This window comes from Variovorax sp. Root434, assembly GCF_001426595.1.
Classification (GTDB): domain Bacteria; phylum Pseudomonadota; class Gammaproteobacteria; order Burkholderiales; family Burkholderiaceae_C; genus Variovorax.
Genome location: NZ_LMEK01000027.1, coordinates 39,550 through 58,382 on the forward strand (window position 1 = coordinate 39,550; position 18,833 = coordinate 58,382).

The following is an 18,833-nucleotide window of genomic DNA, read 5'->3' on the forward strand; positions in this document are numbered from 1 at the left end:
CGCCGGGGGCAACACCAGCGGCCCGGCAAAGCCGGTTCCGCGGTGTTCCACGAAGGAGCGTCGATGCTTTCACCGCCTGCTGTTCCGCTCTTACTTGTTCGGCTGCGGCGTGATGCGCAGGTAAGGCTTGACGGCCTTGAAGCCCTTGGGGAAGCGCTGGGCCAGTTCGGCCGGGTCCTGGATGCTCGGGATGATGACCACGTCGTCGCCGTCCTTCCAGTTCACGGGCGTGGCCACCTTGTGGCTGTCGGTGAGTTGCAGCGAGTCGATCACGCGCAGGATCTCGTCGAAGTTGCGGCCGGTCGAGGCCGGGTAGGTGATGGTCGTGCGGATGACCTTCTTCGGGTCGATGATGTAGACGCTGCGCACCGTGGCCGTGGCCGAGGCGTTTGGGTGGATCAGGTCGTACAGGTCGGCCACCTTGCGGTCTGCGTCCGCAATGATGGGGAAGTTGACCGTGGTGTTCTGCGTCTCGTTGATGTCGCCGATCCATTCCTTGTGCTTGTCGGCCGGGTCGACGCTCAGCGCGATGGGCTTCACGCCGCGCTTGGCGAACTCGCCCGACAGCGCCGCGGTCTTGCCGAGTTCGGTGGTGCACACGGGCGTGAAGTCGGCCGGGTGCGAGAAGAACACGACCCATGAATCGCCGGCCCATTGGTAGAAGTCGATGGGGCCTTCGCTGGAATCCTGAGTGAAATTGGGGGCTGTATCGCCGAGTCGCAGAGTCGCCATGGTCGCTCCTGGGATGGATGGGAGCCTCGGATTGTGCGAACCATTGCTTCAATGCCAAACGAATATCTGCTTGTTTGGATATGGCGTTTTCCGCATAAGAAGCGGCTTCAGCAGCCTAATACATGCCGGATTCGTCGCCATGCAGATGTTCGGCCAGGAAATCGATCAACCGGCGAATCGCAGGCACCATCGCGCGCCGCGCCGGAAAAACCATGTGCGCGATGACCGGTGCCGGTCCCCATCCGGGCAGCAGCTTCGCGAGCCGGCCGGCCTCCAGGTCGGCCCGGCACATGTAGTCGGGCAGCAAGGCTGCGCCCACCCCCTCGAGCGCTGCCAGCTGCAGCATGGCAAGGTCGTCCGCCACGTAGCGCGGTGTGTGGACATGCACGTGGATCTCGCCGTTAGGGCCTTCGAGCCGCCATTCGCTGCGACCCTCGCCGCTGGCCGACATGGCAACGGTCTGGAGCCGCTCAAGGTCGGCCGGCGTGTTCACCGGCCCCTGGCGCTGCAGCAGTTCCGGCTTGGCCACCAGCACGGCGCGGCTGGTGCCGAGGACCTTAGCGACGAGCGTCGCACTGTCCTCGATGGCGGGGCGCACGCGCAAGGCGATGTCGATGCCCTCCTCGATCAGGTCCACGGGCCGGTTCATGACCCGCATGTCGATCCGCACGGCCGGATAGCGCTCCATGAAACGTGGCAGCAGCTGCCCCAGTCCGCTGTGGGCGATGGTGACCGGGCAACTCAGGCGGACCATGCCACAGGGCTCGGTGTGCACCTGCGCCACCGCTTCCGTCGCGGCTTGCGCCGCATCCCGCACGGCGGCCGAATGCCGCAGGAAGGTCTCGCCCGCAGGCGTGAGCGACAACCGCCGGGTGCTGCGCTGCATCAGCTGCACGCCCAGCCGCTCCTCGAGTTCCGCCACGCGGCGAGACAGGCGCGATTTGGGAATGCCGAGCGCCCGGCTGGCCGCCGCGAAGCCGCCTCGCTCGGCCACTTCGGCAAAGAAAACCATGTCGTTGAGGTCTTGCATGGCATCGATTGTCCTGCAAACAGGACGATCTAGGCAATTTTTGGCTACTTATCGATTACTCGATCCAAAAATAGAATTCTCCCATCCGCCGGCCACCTTGAGCGCCGACAGCCAACACAGAAAGTGATTGATTGACATGAAGCTGCTCCACATCGACTCCAGCATCCTCGGTACCAACTCCACCTCGCGCCTGCTCTCGGCCGAAGTCGTGACCGCCTGGCGCGCCGCCCATCCCGACACCGCCGTCGAATACCTCGACCTGGCCGTCGACACCCCCTCGCACTTCAGCGCCGACGCGCTGGGCATCAAGATCGGCGTGCAAGCCCAGCCCACCGAAGCCCAGGCGCGTGAAAACGCCCTGTCCGAAAAGCTCGTGAGCCAGTTCCTGGCCTCGGACGTGGTCGTCATCGGCACGCCGTTCTACAACTTCTCGATCCCGACGCAGCTCAAGGCCTGGATCGACCGCCTCGGCCAAGTCGGACGCACCTTCAAGTACACCGACAAGGGCCCCGTGGGCCTGGCCGGCGGCAAGACCATCATCGTGGCCTCCAGCCGCGGCGGCGTCTACTCGACCAGCGAAGGCGGCCAGGCCATGGAACACCAGGAGAGCTACCTCAAGGCAGTCTTCGGCTTCTTCGGCATCACCGACGTGCGCATCGTGCGCGCCGAAGGCGTGGCGATGGGCGACGAAGCCAAGGGCAAGGCCCTGGCCGCGGCCCGCGCCGACATCCTGGTGGCGACGGCCGAAGCCGCGAACCAGCGCGATGCCGCTATCGCGGCCTGAGTTCGCTCCCGCACCATGAAAAGAGCCGCCCGGCGTGGGCGGCTTTTTTCGTTCTGCGCAGATCAGATCAGATCAGGCTGCGTGGTTCTTGACCCAGGCCACGTACTTGTCCATCCAGCTCTGCAGGAACTTCTTCGAGCCTTCGTTGCCGATGTGGCCCTTGTCGTCGAACAGGTCGTCCTTGGTCTGCAGGAACACTTCGGGCGTGCCCATCGTGGGCACGTCGAGGTAGGCCAGGATGTTGCGCAGATGCTGCTGCGCCAGCGCAGTGCCGATGGCACCCACCGAAATGCCGAGCACGCCGGCCGGCTTGCCCGCCCAGGCGCTCTGGCCATAGGGGCGCGACGCATGGTCGATGGCGTTCTTCAGCACGCCGGGCACCGAGCGGTTGTATTCGGGCGTGACAAACAGCAAGCCCTGCGCCGCCGCGATCTCGGTCTTGATGCGCTTCACCGCCGGCGCCTGGTTGCCGTCGTCGTCCTGGTTGTACAACGGCAGGTCGTCGATGCGCAGGTGCTCGAAAGTGAAGTCCGCGGGTGCGAGATGCGCCAGCGCGAGGGCCAGCTTGTGGTTGTACGAATCCTTGCGCAGGCTGCCGACAACGACGGCGATCCGGGTCTGGGCCATGGGCGAAACTCCTTGTGTGAGAGGTTGGAATGACGGACGGATTATGCGAAGCGCCCAAGACCTTATCTGGAAAAGCCCATGCGGTGCCGGGCGAACGGCGTCGAATTGAACCGCATTCCGCCAACCCCATCAAGGCGCAGGACGCTCCCGTGACCCGGTCCTCTTCTTACTGCGCCCCCAAGGCACGCGCCTGCATACGGCCCTTTGCCCGCCAGCGACTGCTGGAGAAGGCGACGGTGCAAAGCAGCCTCGCGCGAACGAAGGCATCATCGCTTCCGATCTTTTGGCTCAGGAGCAACACGCGATGAGATTTCTGGTGGTGGGTGCCGGTGCACTCGGTGGTTATTTCGGCGGCCGCCTGCTGGAGGCAGGGCGCGACGTTACCTTCCTGCTGCGCCCGCGTCGCGCGGCACAGCTCGCGAAAACCGGGCTGGTGGTGCAGAGCCCCTTCGGCAACCTGCAGCTGCCCGCACCCAGGCATGTGCTGGCCGACGGCATCGACGGCCCCTACGACGTGGTGGTGGTCGGCAGCAAGGCCTACGACCTCGATTCGACGATGGACTCGTTCGCGCCGGCAGTCGGTCCCGACACCGTGATCCTTCCGCTGCTCAATGGCATGAGCCACATCGACCGCTTGGCCGAACGCTTCGGCAGCGAGCGCGTGCTGGGCGGCCTGTGCATGATCTCGGCCACGCTCGACGACGAGGGCCGCGTGCTGCACCTCAACGACATGCATGGCCTGAGCTACGGCGAACGCGCCGGCGGCCGCTCGGCCCGCGTCGATGCCATCGCGGCACAGTTCGCGGGCGCGAAATTCGACGCCACGGCCAGCGAGAGCATCTCGCAGGACATGTGGGAGAAGTGGGTCTTCATCGCTTCGGCAGCAGGCCTTACGAGCCTGATGCGCGCGTCCATCGGCGACATCGTGAGCGCTGGCGGGCAGGACGTGGCGCTGTCGATCTTCGACGAGTGCTGCGCCATCGCCGCGCACAACGGCTTTGCGCCGCGCCCCGCCGCCGTGCAGCGGGGCCGGGCCATCATGACGGCCGCCGGCTCGCCGATGACGGCGTCAATGTACAAGGACATGGTGCGCGGTGCGGCGGTCGAGGCCGATCACATCGTCGGCGACCTGCTGGGCCGCGCGGCCCCAGGTAATTCGCCGGTGCCGACGGTGCTGCGCACCGCATACGTCCACCTCAAGGCCTACGAAGCGCAACGCGCCCGCACAGCGCGCGCCTGAGGCCATGCGCGACGCACTGGCGTTCCTGCACACGGCGCAGGTGCATGTGCCTACCTTCGAACGGCTCGTGAGCGAGATCGCGCCCGACCTGCGCGCGCGGCATTCGGTGCGGGAGGACCTGCTGGCCGATGCGCGCGTGGTGGGCCTCGATGACTCGGGGCTCGTGACACGCGTTCACGACGCCATGCGCGAGGCCGCATCCGGCGGTGCTGCGGTCGTCGTCTGCACCTGCTCGACCATCGGCGCCATCGCGGAACGAACCGCTCCGAGCGGCGCGTTCAAGGCCATGCGCATCGATCGCGCCATGGCCGACCGCGCTGTGCGCACCGGGCCGCGCGTGCTGATCGTGGCGGCGCTAGAAAGCACGCTTGCGCCTACAAAGGCCTTGATTCTTTGCGCCGCGGAAAACGCGAGCGTCACGGTGCAGCCGGACACATTGCTCGTCGAAGAAGCCTGGCCCTATTTCGAAGCCGGCGACAGCGCGCGCTACATCGAGACCCTGGCCCGTTCGATCCGCGCTGCATCAGGCAGGGCCGACGTCGTCGTGCTTGCACAGGCCTCGATGGCCCCCGTGGCCGCCGTGCTCGCGGACCTTGGCATCGACGTACTCAGCAGCCCCGCCCTGGGCGTTGAACGCGCAGCAGCGCTGGCGGCTACTCCGACTTGAGGATCGTCTCCCCCTTCAACATGCCCATGTCCCGGATGTTGAAGCGATGCCGCTTCCAGCCCTCCCAGGTCCGCCGCATGTGCGTGACCGAGATGAAGTAGTACAGAACCTTGAACATGCCGAGCGGCCCCCTCATCGGCGTGCCGCGGTAGATGTCGCCGGCCAGCAGAGACATCAGCCCCTCCTTCACGCGGAAGGGATTGCCCGGATGCATGAACATGTCGCGGATGGTCGGGTTGGTCACGCGGTAGATGAACCACGAGTACTCGCGCGGCCCCTTGCGCATCATGGCCTCGAAGCCCTTGCGCGCCGCCGCCAGTTCGCCCGGCCGGTCGAGCGCGGTCGCCACCAGTTCGGCACCGTCGAAGGCGCTGTGCATCGCGAGGTACACGCCCGACGAGAACATCGGATCGATGAAGGTGAAGGCGTCGCCCAGCATCAGGTAGCGGTCGCCCGTGGCGTGGGAGCTCGAATACGAGAAATTGCCGGTGGCATGCACCGCATCGTCGACCAGCGTGGCGTTCTTCAGCCGGTCCACCAGCACCGGACAGGTCGCGATGGTGTCGTAGAAAAACTCCTTCAGCGGCTTGTCGCGCGTCTTCAGGTAGTACGGCCAGCACACCGCGCCCACGCTGGTGGTGCCGTCGGCCAGCGGAATGAACCAGAACCAGCCATGCGGAAACCAGCAGATGCTGATGTTGCCTTCCTTCTTGCCCTCCAGCCGCTCGGCGTTCGTGAAGTGGCCGAACAGCGCGGTGCTGTTGTGGTCGGGGTTCTTTTCCTTGCAGCGGAATTTGTTGGCCAGCAGCGTGTCGCGGCCGGTGGCATCGACCACGAAGCGGGCGCGCCAGCTGCGGCGCGCGCCGTCGTCCATCTCGGCTCGCACCGTGGCGCCGTCGGCATCGAAGGCCACGTCGCGCACCTTGCAGCCTTCGATCGTCTGCGCGCCGCGCGTGGCCGCGTTGCGGAACAGCAGTTCGTCGAGCTCCGAACGGCGCACCTGCCAAGCGGAGTCGAGCGACTTGTCCATCCCTTCGGCAAAGTCCACGTAGCTGCGGTGCTCGTGCTCGGGTGAGACGAACTCGATGCCGAACTTGGGCATGCCGATCTTCTCGACCTGGTCGCGTACGCCGAGCTTGTCGAACAATTCGACGTTCGCGGGCAGCAGCGATTCGCCGATGTGAAAGCGTGGGTGGTGCGCCTTTTCGAGCAGTACCACCTTGCGGCCCTGTTGGGCCAGCAGCGCCGCGATGGTCGAACCGGCAGGACCGCCGCCGACGACCATCACGTCGCAGGACTCGTCGGCGGTTCCGGGCGCGGAAGAAAAAGAAGCTTCGGGCAAGGACATGCGTGGGCGGGCGACATTGTTAACGACAGTTAAGCATAGCGCGCCGGCCACCCGAAGAAAGCAAGGTCTGCTAAGCGGCGCACGCCGGAGCGCGGCACACTCCGGGCATGCCCTCGCGCCCAGTCGAACAGAACTACCGGGAACGTGTGTCGCGTGTCGTCGCAGCCATCGTTGCCGACCCGATGGCCGAGCACCGTCTCGAAGACCTGGCGCGCCTCGCGAATTTCTCGCCCTTTCATTTCCACCGCGTCTACCACGGCATCGCGGGCGAAACGGTGGCCGCCACGGTGCGGCGCGTGCGGCTGGCGCTCGCCACGCACTTGCTGACGCGCAGCGACGAGAGCATCACGCAAGTGGCGCTGGCGGTGGGCTACGAGAGCCCACAGGCTTTCACGCGCGCCTTCGGCCAGTTTGCCGGGCAGCCACCGCGCGAGTTCCAGCGGCAGATGCGCCAGGCGATCCTCGATGCGGCTCCCGCGCTCCAAGACCGTGGCACCGGCGCCCCGCCGCCCGTACGGATCGTCGAACGCCGCGCGCAGCCAGTGCATGCGCTGCTCCATCGCGGGCCGTTCTCCACCATTCCCCATACGCACCGGCGGCTGCGCGCGCATGCCACCGGCCGGGCCGTATCGCACTGGCTTGGCATTTCGTGCGGCGCCCCGGATGCACGGTACTACGCCGCTGCGGCATCGCCCGATCTCTGGCCGGTCGACGATGCGGAGATCGAACTGCTCGACATTCCTGGCGGCCTCTACGCCGTGCATAGCCTCGCGGGGCCCTACACCCGCATCAATGCAGCCGTGCACGCGCTCTACACGCTATGGCTGCCCGACAGCGGCTACGAGCCGGACGACCGCCCCGCACTGGAGCACTACCTGAACTCGCCGCGCCAGGTCGCCCCGGCCGCACTGCGCACTGACCTGCTGATTCCGATCCGCCCGGCAGGCTGACATCCGATCTTCATACAGGACCGACTCGCCATGCCCCTTCTTCGCTTCCTCTTCCTCGTTGTCTTCTGCCTCTCGGCGACGCTCTCCCAGGCCGCGGGCGTCAGCACCATCGAGATACCGGGCGGCCGCGAAGGCCCGGCGATGCAGGGCGCCGTATGGACGCCCTGCGCCACGCCCGCGGGCGAGATCAGACTGGGCCGCTCCACGATCCAGGGCGTGCGGGACTGCCCGCTCCCGCCGGGCAGCACCCGGCTGCCGCTCGTCGTGATCTCGCACGGCTACGGGGGCTCCTTCCTCGGCCATCACGACACGGCACAGGCGCTGGCCGACGCGGGCTTCATCGTCGCGGCCGTCAGCCATTCGCAAGACAACTTCCAACTCCGCGGCGGCCCGGACGACAAGATCGTCGCGCTGGCGACGCGGACCACCGATATCAAGCGGCTGATCGACCACATGCTCCAGAAGTGGCCCGCGCACGGCAGGATCGCGGCCGACCGGATCGGCTTCTACGGTTTTTCGAGGGGCGGCTACACGGGCCTCGTGCTCGCGGGAGCGCGTCCGGACTTCGAACGGCTGCCGCCGCTGCCCTCATCCCCGTGCGCAACGGAGCCCGAGGGCAAGGCGTGCGAATGGATGAAGCAGGGCTTCCAGGAACTGCTCGCCACGCCGCTGACGCGCGACGCCCGCATCAAGGCCGCCGTGATCGCCGACCCGGTCAGCATGCTCTTCGACGCCCAAGGTCTGAAGAACGTGGCGATCCCCATCGAGCTCTGGGCTTCCACCTACGGCGGCGACGGCGTCACGCCCGAAAGCGTTGCCGCTGTCCGCCGCAACCTGTCGGTGGCGCCCGAATGGCATGTGGCCGAGAAGGCCGAGCACTTCGGCTTCCTCGCGCCATGCTCGCAGGCGCAACTGGACGCCAAGATCGAGATCTGCCGCGACCCGCCCGGCTTCGACCGCACGGCCTTTCACAAGGCTTTCAACGCCGAGGTGACGGCCTTCTTCAACCGCCACCTCGCGCCGCAGCACTGAGCAGGCTTCAGCCCGCGCGCCGCTGCGACGCCAGCCGGCGCACCACCGCCACCAGCCGGTCGATCTCGTCGAAGGTGTTGTAGAACGCGAGTGAAGGCCGCACCGTCGTCTCCACACCGAAGCGCCGCAGGATCGGTTGCGCACAGTGATGGCCCGTGCGCACCGCAATGCCCTCGTCGTTGAGCGCATGCCCCACCTCCTCGGTGCTGTAGCCGTCGAGCACGAAGGACATCACGCTCGCCTTGTCGGCCGCCGTGCCGATCAGCCGCACACCCGCAATCGCACCGAGCTGCGCCATGCCATACACCAGCAGGTCGTGCTCGTAGCGCGCAATGTTCTCGATACCGACCTTGTTGACGTAGTCGATGGCGGCGCCCAGCCCCACGGCGTCGGCGATGTTGCCGGTGCCGGCCTCGAACTTGTTCGGGATCGGCTGGAACACGGTCTTCTCGAAGGTCACGTCGGCAATCATGTTGCCGCCGCCCTGCCAGGGCGGCATGTCTTCGAGCACCTCGCGCTTGCCCCAGACCACTCCGATGCCGGTGGGGCCGAACACCTTGTGGCCGGAGAACACGAAGAAGTCGGCGCCGATGTCCTGCACGTCCACGCGCATGTGCGACACCGATTGCGCGCCGTCGACCAGCGCCTTCGCGCCCGCGCGGTGCGCCAGCTCGACGATCTCCTTCACCGGTACCACCGTGCCCAGCGCATTCGAGACCTGCGTGACTGCCACGATCTTCGTGCGGTCGTTCAGCAGCTTGCGGTATTCGTCGAGCAGCACCTGGCCCGAGTCGTCCACCGGGATCACGCGCAGCTTCGCGCCCTTGGCGGCGGCGAGCTGCTGCCAAGGGACGATGTTGGCGTGGTGTTCGAGGTTCGACACGATGATCTCGTCGCCCTCGCCCACGTGCTGCCCACCCCAGCTCTTGGCCACGAGGTTGATGGCCTCGGTGGTGCCGCGCACGAAGATCACCTCTTCGACTTCGGGTGCGTTGATGAAGCGGCGCACCCGTTCGCGCGCGCCTTCGTAGGCGTCGGTAGCGCGCGCGGCCAGCTCATGGGCTGCGCGGTGGATGTTCGAATTCTCGTGCTCGTAGAAGTACGCGATGCGGTCGATGACCGATTGCGGCTTGTGCGTGGTGGCGGCGTTGTCGAACCACACGATCTGCTTGCCGTTCACCCGCTCCTGCAGGATGGGGAAGTCGCGCCGTACGGCCTGGATGTCGAAGGGCGGATGCTGCCCGCCTCCGGCCAGCGGCACGGCACCGGGGCCACGCGGATCGGGTTTTGCCGGCGTGACGAAGCCGCTGGGCAAACGCACCGCGTCGACAAAGTAGAACTGCGGCTCGCTCCCTCTCCCCTCCGGGGAGAGGGTTGGGGTGAGGGGCGACCCCGCACCTTGCGTCGCCCGCTGGCCCTCACCCCAGCCCTCTCCCGCACGCGGGAGAGGGGGCAAGACCACGGGAGTCGCACCTGCCGAAGGATGGCCGTAGCCGTTGTCCAGGAAGTAGAACGATGAGGCCGCCGCTTGCGGTGCCACGGCCGCATTCGGCTGCGGCACGCCCAGCACCGCACCGCCCGAGCGCGGCTCGAACGCCGGCGCCACCGACAGCACGCTGTCCGGCACGCCATTGCCTGCCACCGCATGCGGCCGCAAGGCCGGCGCGCGGTTCGCGAGCGAGGGCAGTTGCGTGGGTGATGCCGGCAGCAAGTTGGTGCCCGGAATCTGCCCTTGCGGAACCGGCGTGCCCGGCACGCTCGGCCCGAAGCCCGCAGGGCTTGCCAGCGGCGAACCCGGGGGCGCGACGTTGGCGGGAAACTGCGCGCCCGGGACCTCGGAGAACATGGCGCTGGCCATGCGCGCGAGGATGGCCGGGTCGAACGGCGCTTCGGGCGCCTCGCCCAGAATCGATGGAATGCTGCTCACCGCGGCTTACTTGTAGGTGTCGGGATAGTCGTGGTACTTGCCGATCTCGACGTCGTCGAGCACGGCCAGCGCGTCGGTGGTCAGCACCGCGAGCGAGCAGTACAGCGAGATCAGGTAAGACGCGATCGCGTGGTTGTTGATGCCCATGAAGCGCACCGACAGCCCCGGGCCCTGCTCGCCCGACAGACCCGGCTGGAACAGGCCCACCACGCCCTGGCGCTTGTCGCCCACGCGCAGCAGCAGGATCTTGCTCTTGCCGTCGGCCACCGGCACCTTGTTCGACGGAATCAGCGGAATGCCGCGCCAAGTGATGAACTGCGAACCGAACAGGCTCACCGTCGGCGGCGGCGTGCCGCGGCGCGTGGCTTCGCGGCCGAAAGCGGCAATGGCCAGCGGGTGCGTGAGGAAGAATGCCGGCTCTTTCCACACCTTGGTCAACAGCTCGTCGAGGTCGTCGGGCGTGGGCGCACCGGTCAGCGGGAAGATGCGCTGCTCTTCCGTCACTTGCGCCAGCAGGCCGTAGTCGGGGTTGTTGATGAGCTCGCTCTCCTGGTTCTCCTTGATCGTCTCGATCGTGAGGCGCAGCTGCTCCTTGATCTGGTCGTGCGGGCTGCTGTAGAGGTCGGAGATGCGGGTGTGCACGTCGAGCACGGTGCTCACGGCATTGAGGTAGTGCTCGCGCGGGCTTTCTTCGTAGTCGACGAAGGTGCGCGGCAGCTGGTTTTCTTCTTCGCGCGAGGTGCAGGTGACCTTGATCGATTCGGGATTCTTGACCTTGTTCACGCGGTAGATGCCGGCCTCCACCGGCACCCATTGCAGCAGGTGCGTCAGCCAGCGCGGGCTGATGGTTTCGAGCTGGGGGACTGTCTTTGTGGCATTGGCCAGCTGGCGTGCGGCGTTGTCGCCAAGGGCGGTGATACCACCGACTGTTGCGCTCATGAATCAAGGCTCCGTGTTGAGAAGAAAGTGGCCGCCAGTGTCCGGTGGCCACGGGTTTTCCCTCAACAGGCTATAGCCGCCAAGTTGATCCTTCGCGCAAGACGCGATTGCTCCAACTGCTCGCAGCGCATGAGCAGGCCGACCATGTTGATGCCGAGCGCGGTGGCCAGCTTCTGCGCGGTGACGATCGACGGGATGACGCGGCCGCGTTCGATCTCGCCCACGTAGGAGCGGTTCAGATCGGAGCGCTCGGCCAGCTCCTCCTGCGACCAGCCCTCGCCCTCGCGCAGTTGGCGGATGGTCACGCCGAAGTCTTCGACGAATGCTTTCATGCGCCACCCTTCGGTGCGTTCTGCAGGCTGGCCTGCGTGACGCTCGCACCCGGTTTCACGTCGTCGGTGATCCAGACGTTGCCGCCGATGACCGCGCCCTTGCCAAGCGTGACGCGGCCGAGGATGGTTGCGCCCGCGTAGATGACCACGTCGTCTTCCACCACCGGATGCCGCGGCAGCCCCTTCTGCAGGTTGCCCTCGGTGTCGATCGGAAAGCGCTTGGCACCGAGCGTCACGGCCTGGTACAGCCGCACGCGCTTGCCGATGACCGCTGTCTCGCCGATCACGACGCCCGTGCCGTGGTCGATGAAGAAGCCCGCGTCGATCTGCGCGCCCGGGTGGATGTCGATGCCCGTCTGCCCGTGCGCCAACTCGGCCACGATGCGTGCCAGCAGCGGCAGGCCGAGCTTGTAGAGCTCGTGCGCAAGGCGATGGTGGATCATCGCGAGCACGCCGGGGTAGCACAGCAGCACCTCGTCGACGCTGCGCGCGGCCGGGTCGCCCTGGTAGGCCGCGAGCACGTCGCTGTCGAGCAGGCGGCGCAGTCCGGGCAGCGCGTTCGCGAACCGGCGCACGGCCTCGGTGGCGATGTCATCGACCTCGTGCGCGGGGCGCGGCTCGTGGCGCGCGTTGTAGTTGAGTTCAAGCCGTGCCTGCGCCAGCAGCGCCTGCAGGGCCGCATCGAGCGTGTGGCCGACGTAGAAGTCTTCGCTCTCGTGGCGCAGGTCCGGCGGGCCCAGCCGCATCGGAAAGAGCGCGCCTTTCAGCGACTCGACGGTCTGCGCAAGCGCATCGCGCGACGGAAACTCGCGCGCGCCAGGCTCGCGCGAGCGGCGCTGCGAGTCGCGCCACTCGTCGCGCACGCCGTGCAGCGCACGCACGATGTCGCTCACTTCGAAATGGGCCATGTGTGTTTCTCCCTGGAAGATGTGTCTGGTGCCGCTCAGTCCTGCACCCACGGCAGGCCGTGGAAGCGCCAACCGTCGGAGCCGCCGCGGTGCTGCTGCGCATCGATCTCGCCCTCGAAGCCTTCGAGCACGTTGAACACCTGCGTGAAACCCGCCTTGGCAGCGGCCTCGGCCGCCAGCGCGGACCGCTTGCCGCTGCGGCACAACAGCAGCGCCACGGCCTCCTTGCCGCCGTCCTTCGCAAGCCTGGCTTCGAGTTCGCGCACGAAGCGGGGGTTGCGCGTGAGCGCCGTGCCGGTGGCCCACGCCACGTGCAGGCTCTCGGGCACATGGCCGACGAACTTGCGTTCTTCACCCGAGCGCACGTCGACCAGCACAGCCAAGCCCCTCTGCACCAACTCCCAGGCCACCGGCGGCGTCACGCCGCCGGCGTAGGGTAAATTGCTTTCGGCGGCCTTGGCGCGCGCCTGTTCCAGTGCTTCGGGCAAGACGAGTTCTTCAACTTCCACTGACATGCTGTGCGGCTCCTGTTGTGCGTTGGATTCGCCTTGATGGCGATGGCCACCACTGTAGGATCCCGGGGCGGAAGCTCAAACAACCGAAAAGTCGGTTCCTAACAACCAGACGTTGTATAGACGCGTGTCAGGCAGCGGCTCCCGCGGTGGCGGCGCGCACGGCCGGCGCGGTCCGATCCACGCTCTTCGCGCCATCCACGCCGAACGGCACGTCGCCCGCAACCGTCACCCGCCGCACCACGCGGTGCTGGTCACCGTAGTCGTTGATCGCGTAATGCTGCGTCGCCCGGTTGTCCCAGATGGCGACATCGCCTTGCGTCCAGCGCCAGCGCACCGTGTGCTCCAGGCGATGCACGTGGCTCTGGAGCACGCTCAGCAGGTGGCCCGAGTCGTTCGTCGAATGGCCGACGAGCTTCTTCGCAAAATGGCCCAGCACCAGACTGCGCTCACCCGTCTCGGGGTGAACACGCACCACCGGGTGCTCGGCTTCGAGCAGGCGGCGCGTGAAGACCTCCCTGTAGCGCCTGGCGCCCTCCTCGTCGAGGTCGCTGGGCGAGCGCGCCGCGGCGTAGTCGTAATCGTTGCCGTGGATGGCGCGCAGCCGGTCCGCCAGCGCCTTCAAGTCGTCGGGCAGGCTGTCGTATGCCGCCACCGTGTTGGCCCAGACCGTGTCGCCACCATAGGCCGGGATCACCACGGCCCGCAGGATCGATACCTGCGGATAGGCGACCTCGAAGGTCACGTCGGTGTGCCATGAATTGGCGCGGCCGCCGTGGCGCGAATCGAGTTCCAGCAGCCGCGTGCCGTCCCTCGAAGGCACGGTCGGGTGCGGCACCAGCTCGCCCCACAGGCGGCCGAAGGCCTCCTGTTGCGCGTCGTCCAAGTGCTGCTGGCCGCGGAAGAAGAGCACCTTGTGTTTGAACAGCGCGACCTTGATGGCCCCGAACACTTCGGGCTGTAGCGTGCCGGAGAGGCGCACGCCGCGCACTTCGGCGCCGATGTGGCCGGCCTGGCGGACGATGTCGAGTTCGTGGGCCTGTGCGTCCTGCGCAGGGGCTACGGAAGAAAGAATGGCGCTCATCGGAGGTCCTTTTTCGGGGAATCCGGGAGATTCTGCGAGGCGCGTGGCGGGGGTGGAAGGAAGCTGTTTGCAGTTCCTAATGCGCGGGCCGACTAAGAGGGGCGCCGACGGAGAACAGGCAAAAGAAAACCCGCCGTAGCGGGTTGTCGAGGGAGGCAACGCCTTGGTTCTGCTGGGGGAGCATCAAGGCCCTTTGCGCGCTGAACGTGCCTTCTGCAGCAGGAGTTCTCCTTCAGCGGAGGAGATCCGTCCTTGCGCCGCCAGCTTCTTGAGCCTGCGCTCATCGGCACGATCGAAAGCGTCCTGTAGAAGGCTCATCTTGCGCTTCCTGCACGGATCGCATTCGTAGTAGCTCTCAGGGACACGGGTAGGCTCGAGCTTGGCGTTCGCTTCGAAGATGTTGATCCTCCCTGTGGGCTCGATTCCGATGATGATGATCTTTCCATTGCTGAAAGTGACGGAAGCGCCACCAGAACACCCCGTCCTCTCCGTCTCCTCGCTGAAGAAAGCCTTCTCTGTGACCCTTCGTATATGTCGCAGCGCATATCGCACGTCTTCCTCGGTCAGGACAACATCGGAGCAATCCAGAAGATCCTTGTTCTCCCATACAGAGCCGCTGGAGGGCTCGATGATTTCGATCTTCCTTGCTGAATCAAGCGGGTATCGCTTGTCAGCCGCGTGAGCCAGAGCGCCCGTTGCAGTTGCAACAAACGCGGCCAAGAGCATATTGATTCTTCTCATGGTGTGGGTATGGGGAGTGTCCAGTTCGCACCTCGCGCCTCAGTACTGTTCTTTCTGCTGACCTCCGGGTGGCGAAATACTTCGCTCGTTGCGAGCTTCATTGAGCTCTGGAGCACGTGAACGAGCCACGAAAGTGCCTGGTTCTGAGCTGCTGTTGGAGTGGGAAAGACACCAAAGTCTCCTCGAAGTCTTTCCAGAGGCATCTTCTTTTGCTTGACAGTCGGCTGGAATCCTTCCGGCAATCTCGCTCGCCCCACCATTTCGATCCCTATGGCTTCCATGTTGCTCGGATAGCGGTCCGAGGGTGCCTTACTCATTTCGATTCGATGCATCGCCGTGGCCCCAACCCTTTCTGGAAAGTCACTTAGGGTGCACGTCGGTATCACCAGACATCGCGCCTGCAACGGCCCCACATGATTCGTCCGCTGATAAATCGCAGCCGTCTGATAGATCGTCCCATCCTTGTCGATGAGAAAGTGCGCCCCATTCGCCTTCGGCCGCTTGTAGCTGTTCAGTGAAGACGCCGAAGTATCACCGTCTGTCTGGTGCACGACGATGCCGGTGATTGCCCAAGCCCGTTTCCCCCGTTCGATCTGGGGGCTGCGAGCATGTCTGACTCGTGCGTGATTGATCATTCCATGATCGTCAACTTCGACAAGCATGCGGTTTCTCCCTGAATTTATTCGATTGGTTTCCGACTTTTCGCGAGGTGTGTCCGTGCACCGATGCACGTCGCGGATCACGGCCTCGCGGCGCATGCTATGGCGATATCTTCAAAGGAAACGGAGGTCCCCGAAAGATTCGACGGATTCCCGAAATTCAGCACAGGCGACGAATGCATGCCCCGCGGATCGCTGCAAGCACACGCCCCGAAAACGAAAAAACCCGGCGCCAAAGCGGCGCCGGGTCATCGCAGATGCCCGAGGGTCCGTCAGAGCTTCGCGATCGAAACCTCGGTCGACTTCACGAGCGCGACCACGTCGGAGCCCACCTTCAGCTGCAGCTCGTCGACCGAGCGCGTGGTGATGACCGAGGTGACGATGCCCCAGGCGGTCTCGACGTCGACTTCGGAGACGACGTCGCCACGGATGATCTCGCGGACCTTGCCCTTGAACTGGTTGCGCACGTTGATGGCTTGAATAGACATGATGGTTTCTCTTTCAGGATGAAGGAAGGACGGATGGGTGAAGGGAGGGAGGGATCGGTTCAGACGATCTCGGCCACGTCGTCGAAGGCCAGCCGCGGCCCGCGCTCGAATGTGCTGGAGTGGTCAGCCACGCCGAGATTGACGAGGAAGTTGGCTCGGTAGCGCCCGTCGGGAAAGAAGGCCTTGTCGACCAGGTCGGTGTTGAAGCCCGACTGCGGCCCGGCGTCGAGCCCGAGTGAGCGCGCCGCCAGGATCAGGTAGGCGCCCTGCAGGCTGCTGTTGCGAAAGGCCGTAGCCTGCGCGGCCTCGGCGCTCTTCTCGAAGAAAGGCTTGGCGTCGTAGGCCGGAAACAGGCTCGGCAGGTGCTCGTAGAAGCGCGTGTCGTGCGCCACGATCACCGTCACGCCGGCCGCGAGCGTCTGCGCGGTGTTGCCCGCGGACACGGCCGGCTTGAGCTTTTCCTTGGCCTCGGCGCTGCGCACGAACACATAGCGCGCGGGCTGGGCGTTATAGGCGGTCGGCCCCCACTTCAGGAGGTCGTAGAGCTTGTGGATCAGCTCGTCGGTCACGGGCACGGGCTTGAACGCGTGCACGGTGCGGGCCTTGCGGAACAGCTGGTCCAGCGCGGCCTCGGGGATGGCTTGCAGTGTGGTCATGGCTTCAGGAGAAAACTTTCAGTTCGATGCCGCGGCCAGCGCCTGGTCGAGGTCGGCGATCAGGTCGTCGATGTGCTCGATGCCGACCGACAGGCGCACCGTGTCCTCCGTGACGCCGGCCTTGGCAAGCTCTTCGGGCGACAACTGCCGGTGCGTGGTCGATGCGGGGTGCGTGGCCAGCGAGCGCACGTCGCCGATGTTCACGAGGCGCGTGAAGAGCTTCAGCGCATCGAGGAACCTCGCCCCGCCCTCGCGACCGGCGCCGATGCCGAAGGTCAGCACGCCGCTGGAACGGCCGCCGAAGTACTTCTTCGCCAGCGCGTAGTCGGCGTGGTCTTCGAGCGCAGCGTAGTTCACCCAGTTGACGGCCTTGCTCTGCTTGAGGTGCTGCGCCACCGCCAGCGCGTTGCTGCTGATGCGGTCCATGCGCAGCGCGAGCGTCTCGATGCCCTGCAGGATCAGGAAGGCGTTGAACGGCGAGATGGCCGCGCCCGTGTTGCGCAGCGGCACCACGCGCGCGCGGCCAATGTAGGCGGCCGCGCCCAGCGCCTCGGTGTAGACCACGCCGTGATAGCTCACGTCGGGTTCGTTCAGGCGCCTGAAGCGCTGCTTGTGCTCGGCCCACGGAAACTTGCCCGAATCGACGATGGCGCCGCCGATGCTGGTGCCATGGCCGCCCAGGTACTTGGTGAGCGAATGCACCACGATGTCGGCGCCGTGCTCGATGGGCCGGCTCAGGTACGGCGACGGCACCGTGTTGTCGACGATCAGCGGCACGCCGTGGCGATGCGCGATCTCGGCGATGGCCGCGATGTCGGTCACGTTGCCGGCCGGGTTGCCCAACGATTCGACGAACACAGCCTTGGTCTTCTCGTCGAACAGTTTCTCGAAACTCGACGGATCGCGGTGGTCCGCGAAGCGCGTGGTGATGCCGAACTGCGGCAGCGTGTGGGCGAACAGGTTGTAGGTGCCGCCATACAGCGCAGTGCTGCTGATGATGTTGTCGCCAGCCTCCGCGATGGTCTGGATTGCATAGGTCACGGCCGCCTGGCCCGAGGCCAGCGCGAGCGCCGCGATGCCGCCTTCGAGCGCGGCCACGCGCTGCTCAAGCACATCCTGCGTCGGGTTGTTGATGCGGGTGTAGATGTTGCCCGGCACCTTCAGGTCGAACAGGTCGGCGCCGTGCTGCGCGCTGTCGAAGGCGTAGGCCACCGTCTGGTAGATCGGCGGCGCCACGGCGCGGGTGGTCGGCTCGGGCGAATAGCCGGCGTGCACCGACAGGGTTTCGAATTTCCAGTTCTGCGACATGCGACTGCCTTTCAAATGACGAGGGAATGAAACGACTCAAATTGCCCAGCGCAGGGCATGGGCCGGGGGCGTGAGCCAACTGGCATCGGTGCTTTCCGCATCGGTCTCTTCGGACTTCTGCAGCACCCGGTCGAGGATCCGTTTTTCGATGGCGGCAAAGGCAGGATCGCCCTGCGAACGCGGACGGGCCAGCGCGATGTTCTCGTCGAGTGCGATGCGGCCGTCTTCGATCAGGATCACGCGATCGGCCAGCGCAACGGCTTCCTGCACGTCGTGCGTCACCAGCAGCGCGGTGAAGCGGTGGCGCTGCCACAGGTTCTCGATGAGGCGGTGCATCTCGATGCGCGTCAACGCATCCAGCGCGCCCAGCGGCTCGTCGAGCAGCAGCAGGCGCGGGTGGTGTACCAGCGCGCGCGCCAATGCCACACGCTGGCGCTGCCCGCCCGACAGGCGCGCAGGCCATTCGTTCTCGCGGTCGGCCAGCCCGACTTGCGCGAGCACTTCCTTGCCGCGCGCCTTGGCGTCGTTCGGCAGGCCCAGCGTCACGTTGTCGAGCACGCGCCGCCACGGCAGCAGGCGCGCCTCCTGGAACATGATGCGGGTGTCGTCGTGCAGGCCGTTCACGGCCTTGCCGTCGGTGTAGAGTCCGCCAGAGCTCGGCTCCTCGAGGCCCGCGACGAGCCGCAGCAGCGTGCTCTTGCCGCAGCCGCTGCGCCCGACGATGGCGATGAACTGGCCCGGCTCGATGGTCAGCCGGGTGTTGCGCAGCACTTCGCGCGCGCCATAGCGCTTGTGCAGGCCGCGCGCTTCGAGGCGCACGCCGCCGGCGATGGCCTGGGGTTGGATGTCTTTCAGAACGGCACTCATGG

21 protein-coding genes are annotated in these 18,833 nt (G+C 66.1%); 5 read left to right on the forward strand and 16 right to left on the reverse strand.

Annotated elements, in window-relative coordinates:
- Positions 1-90: 90 nt before the first annotated feature.
- Positions 91-732, reverse strand: a complete 642-nt coding sequence (locus ASD05_RS26585) for a peroxiredoxin (RefSeq protein WP_056518266.1) — start codon at positions 730-732, stop codon at positions 91-93.
- A gap of 115 nt (positions 733-847) precedes the next feature.
- Complete coding sequence (locus tag ASD05_RS26590) at positions 848-1,762, reverse strand: LysR family transcriptional regulator (protein WP_056598942.1); 915 nt, start codon at positions 1,760-1,762, stop codon at positions 848-850.
- A 136-nt stretch (positions 1,763-1,898) separates the two neighbouring features.
- Between ASD05_RS26590 and ASD05_RS26595 the strand changes: the two genes are divergently transcribed.
- Complete coding sequence (locus ASD05_RS26595) at positions 1,899-2,546, forward strand: FMN-dependent NADH-azoreductase (protein WP_056598944.1); 648 nt, start codon at positions 1,899-1,901, stop codon at positions 2,544-2,546.
- A 72-nt stretch (positions 2,547-2,618) separates the two neighbouring features.
- Here the strand turns inward: ASD05_RS26595 and ASD05_RS26600 are convergent, their stop codons facing one another.
- Positions 2,619-3,173, reverse strand: coding sequence for an NADPH-dependent FMN reductase (locus tag ASD05_RS26600; protein ID WP_056598947.1), 555 nt, complete (start codon positions 3,171-3,173; stop codon positions 2,619-2,621).
- 304 nt (positions 3,174-3,477) lie between these two features.
- Between ASD05_RS26600 and panE the strand changes: the two genes are divergently transcribed.
- Both panE and ASD05_RS26610 read left to right on the forward strand, forming a co-directional pair.
- On the forward strand, positions 3,478-4,413 hold the full coding sequence (gene panE, locus ASD05_RS26605) for a 2-dehydropantoate 2-reductase (RefSeq protein ID WP_056598950.1): 936 nt from the start codon (positions 3,478-3,480) through the stop codon (positions 4,411-4,413).
- Positions 4,414-4,417: 4 nt separating this feature from the next.
- The gene (locus tag ASD05_RS26610) at positions 4,418-5,080 is read left to right on the forward strand and encodes an aspartate/glutamate racemase family protein (RefSeq protein WP_056598953.1); all 663 of its coding nucleotides are present in this window, start codon (positions 4,418-4,420) and stop codon (positions 5,078-5,080) included.
- Here the strand turns inward: ASD05_RS26610 and ASD05_RS26615 are convergent.
- A complete protein-coding gene (locus ASD05_RS26615) occupies positions 5,067-6,428 on the reverse strand; it encodes an NAD(P)/FAD-dependent oxidoreductase (protein WP_056598956.1) in 1,362 nt (453 codons plus the stop codon). The two genes, ASD05_RS26610 and ASD05_RS26615, sit on opposite strands and share 14 nt — an antisense overlap.
- A gap of 107 nt (positions 6,429-6,535) precedes the next feature.
- Here ASD05_RS26615 and ASD05_RS26620 point away from each other — a divergent pair, with 107 nt between their 5' ends.
- Positions 6,536-7,378: an AraC family transcriptional regulator gene (locus ASD05_RS26620; protein ID WP_056598959.1), complete on the forward strand. Its 843-nt coding sequence runs from the start codon at positions 6,536-6,538 to the stop codon at positions 7,376-7,378.
- A gap of 30 nt (positions 7,379-7,408) precedes the next feature.
- The gene (locus tag ASD05_RS26625; protein WP_056598962.1) at positions 7,409-8,410 is read left to right on the forward strand and encodes an alpha/beta hydrolase family protein; all 1,002 of its coding nucleotides are present in this window, start codon (positions 7,409-7,411) and stop codon (positions 8,408-8,410) included.
- 7 nt (positions 8,411-8,417) lie between these two features.
- Here ASD05_RS26625 and ASD05_RS26630 read toward each other — a convergent pair whose 3' ends face one another.
- The 12 genes from ASD05_RS26630 to ASD05_RS26680 all read right to left on the reverse strand — a co-directional run bounded on the left by ASD05_RS26630 (position 8,418) and on the right by ASD05_RS26680 (position 18,831).
- A complete protein-coding gene (locus ASD05_RS26630) occupies positions 8,418-10,268 on the reverse strand; it encodes a family 2A encapsulin nanocompartment cargo protein cysteine desulfurase (RefSeq protein ID WP_056599358.1) in 1,851 nt (616 codons plus the stop codon).
- Positions 10,269-10,343: 75 nt separating this feature from the next.
- Positions 10,344-11,276, reverse strand: a complete 933-nt coding sequence (locus ASD05_RS26635; RefSeq protein ID WP_056598965.1) for a family 2A encapsulin nanocompartment shell protein — start codon at positions 11,274-11,276, stop codon at positions 10,344-10,346.
- 62 nt (positions 11,277-11,338) lie between these two features.
- On the reverse strand, positions 11,339-11,608 hold the full coding sequence (locus ASD05_RS26640) for a helix-turn-helix domain-containing protein (RefSeq protein ID WP_007829247.1): 270 nt from the start codon (positions 11,606-11,608) through the stop codon (positions 11,339-11,341).
- Positions 11,605-12,516, reverse strand: coding sequence for a serine O-acetyltransferase EpsC (epsC, locus tag ASD05_RS26645; protein ID WP_056598968.1), 912 nt, complete (start codon positions 12,514-12,516; stop codon positions 11,605-11,607). Before epsC ends, ASD05_RS26640 begins: the two co-directional genes overlap by 4 nt.
- A 35-nt stretch (positions 12,517-12,551) precedes the next feature.
- Positions 12,552-13,031: a rhodanese-like domain-containing protein gene (locus tag ASD05_RS26650; protein WP_056598970.1), complete on the reverse strand. Its 480-nt coding sequence runs from the start codon at positions 13,029-13,031 to the stop codon at positions 12,552-12,554.
- Between the two features lie 127 nt (positions 13,032-13,158).
- On the reverse strand, positions 13,159-14,112 hold the full coding sequence (locus ASD05_RS26655) for a TauD/TfdA dioxygenase family protein (RefSeq protein WP_056598973.1): 954 nt from the start codon (positions 14,110-14,112) through the stop codon (positions 13,159-13,161).
- Between the two features lie 183 nt (positions 14,113-14,295).
- Entirely contained in the window at positions 14,296-14,853 is a 558-nt protein-coding gene (locus ASD05_RS26660; RefSeq protein WP_056598976.1) for a hypothetical protein, read from the reverse strand.
- Complete coding sequence (locus ASD05_RS29840; protein ID WP_082572394.1) at positions 14,850-15,515, reverse strand: N-acetylmuramoyl-L-alanine amidase; 666 nt, start codon at positions 15,513-15,515, stop codon at positions 14,850-14,852. The genes ASD05_RS26660 and ASD05_RS29840 overlap by 4 nt, the downstream gene beginning before the upstream one ends.
- A 269-nt stretch (positions 15,516-15,784) precedes the next feature.
- Positions 15,785-16,000, reverse strand: a complete 216-nt coding sequence (locus ASD05_RS26665; protein ID WP_007829250.1) for a TOBE domain-containing protein — start codon at positions 15,998-16,000, stop codon at positions 15,785-15,787.
- 59 nt (positions 16,001-16,059) lie between these two features.
- Positions 16,060-16,656: a malonic semialdehyde reductase gene (locus ASD05_RS26670; RefSeq protein WP_056598979.1), complete on the reverse strand. Its 597-nt coding sequence runs from the start codon at positions 16,654-16,656 to the stop codon at positions 16,060-16,062.
- Between the two features lie 18 nt (positions 16,657-16,674).
- Complete coding sequence (locus tag ASD05_RS26675) at positions 16,675-17,964, reverse strand: O-acetylhomoserine aminocarboxypropyltransferase/cysteine synthase family protein (protein ID WP_056598982.1); 1,290 nt, start codon at positions 17,962-17,964, stop codon at positions 16,675-16,677.
- 36 nt (positions 17,965-18,000) lie between these two features.
- On the reverse strand, positions 18,001-18,831 hold the full coding sequence (locus tag ASD05_RS26680; RefSeq protein WP_056598985.1) for an ATP-binding cassette domain-containing protein: 831 nt from the start codon (positions 18,829-18,831) through the stop codon (positions 18,001-18,003).
- Positions 18,832-18,833: the final 2 nt, after the last annotated feature.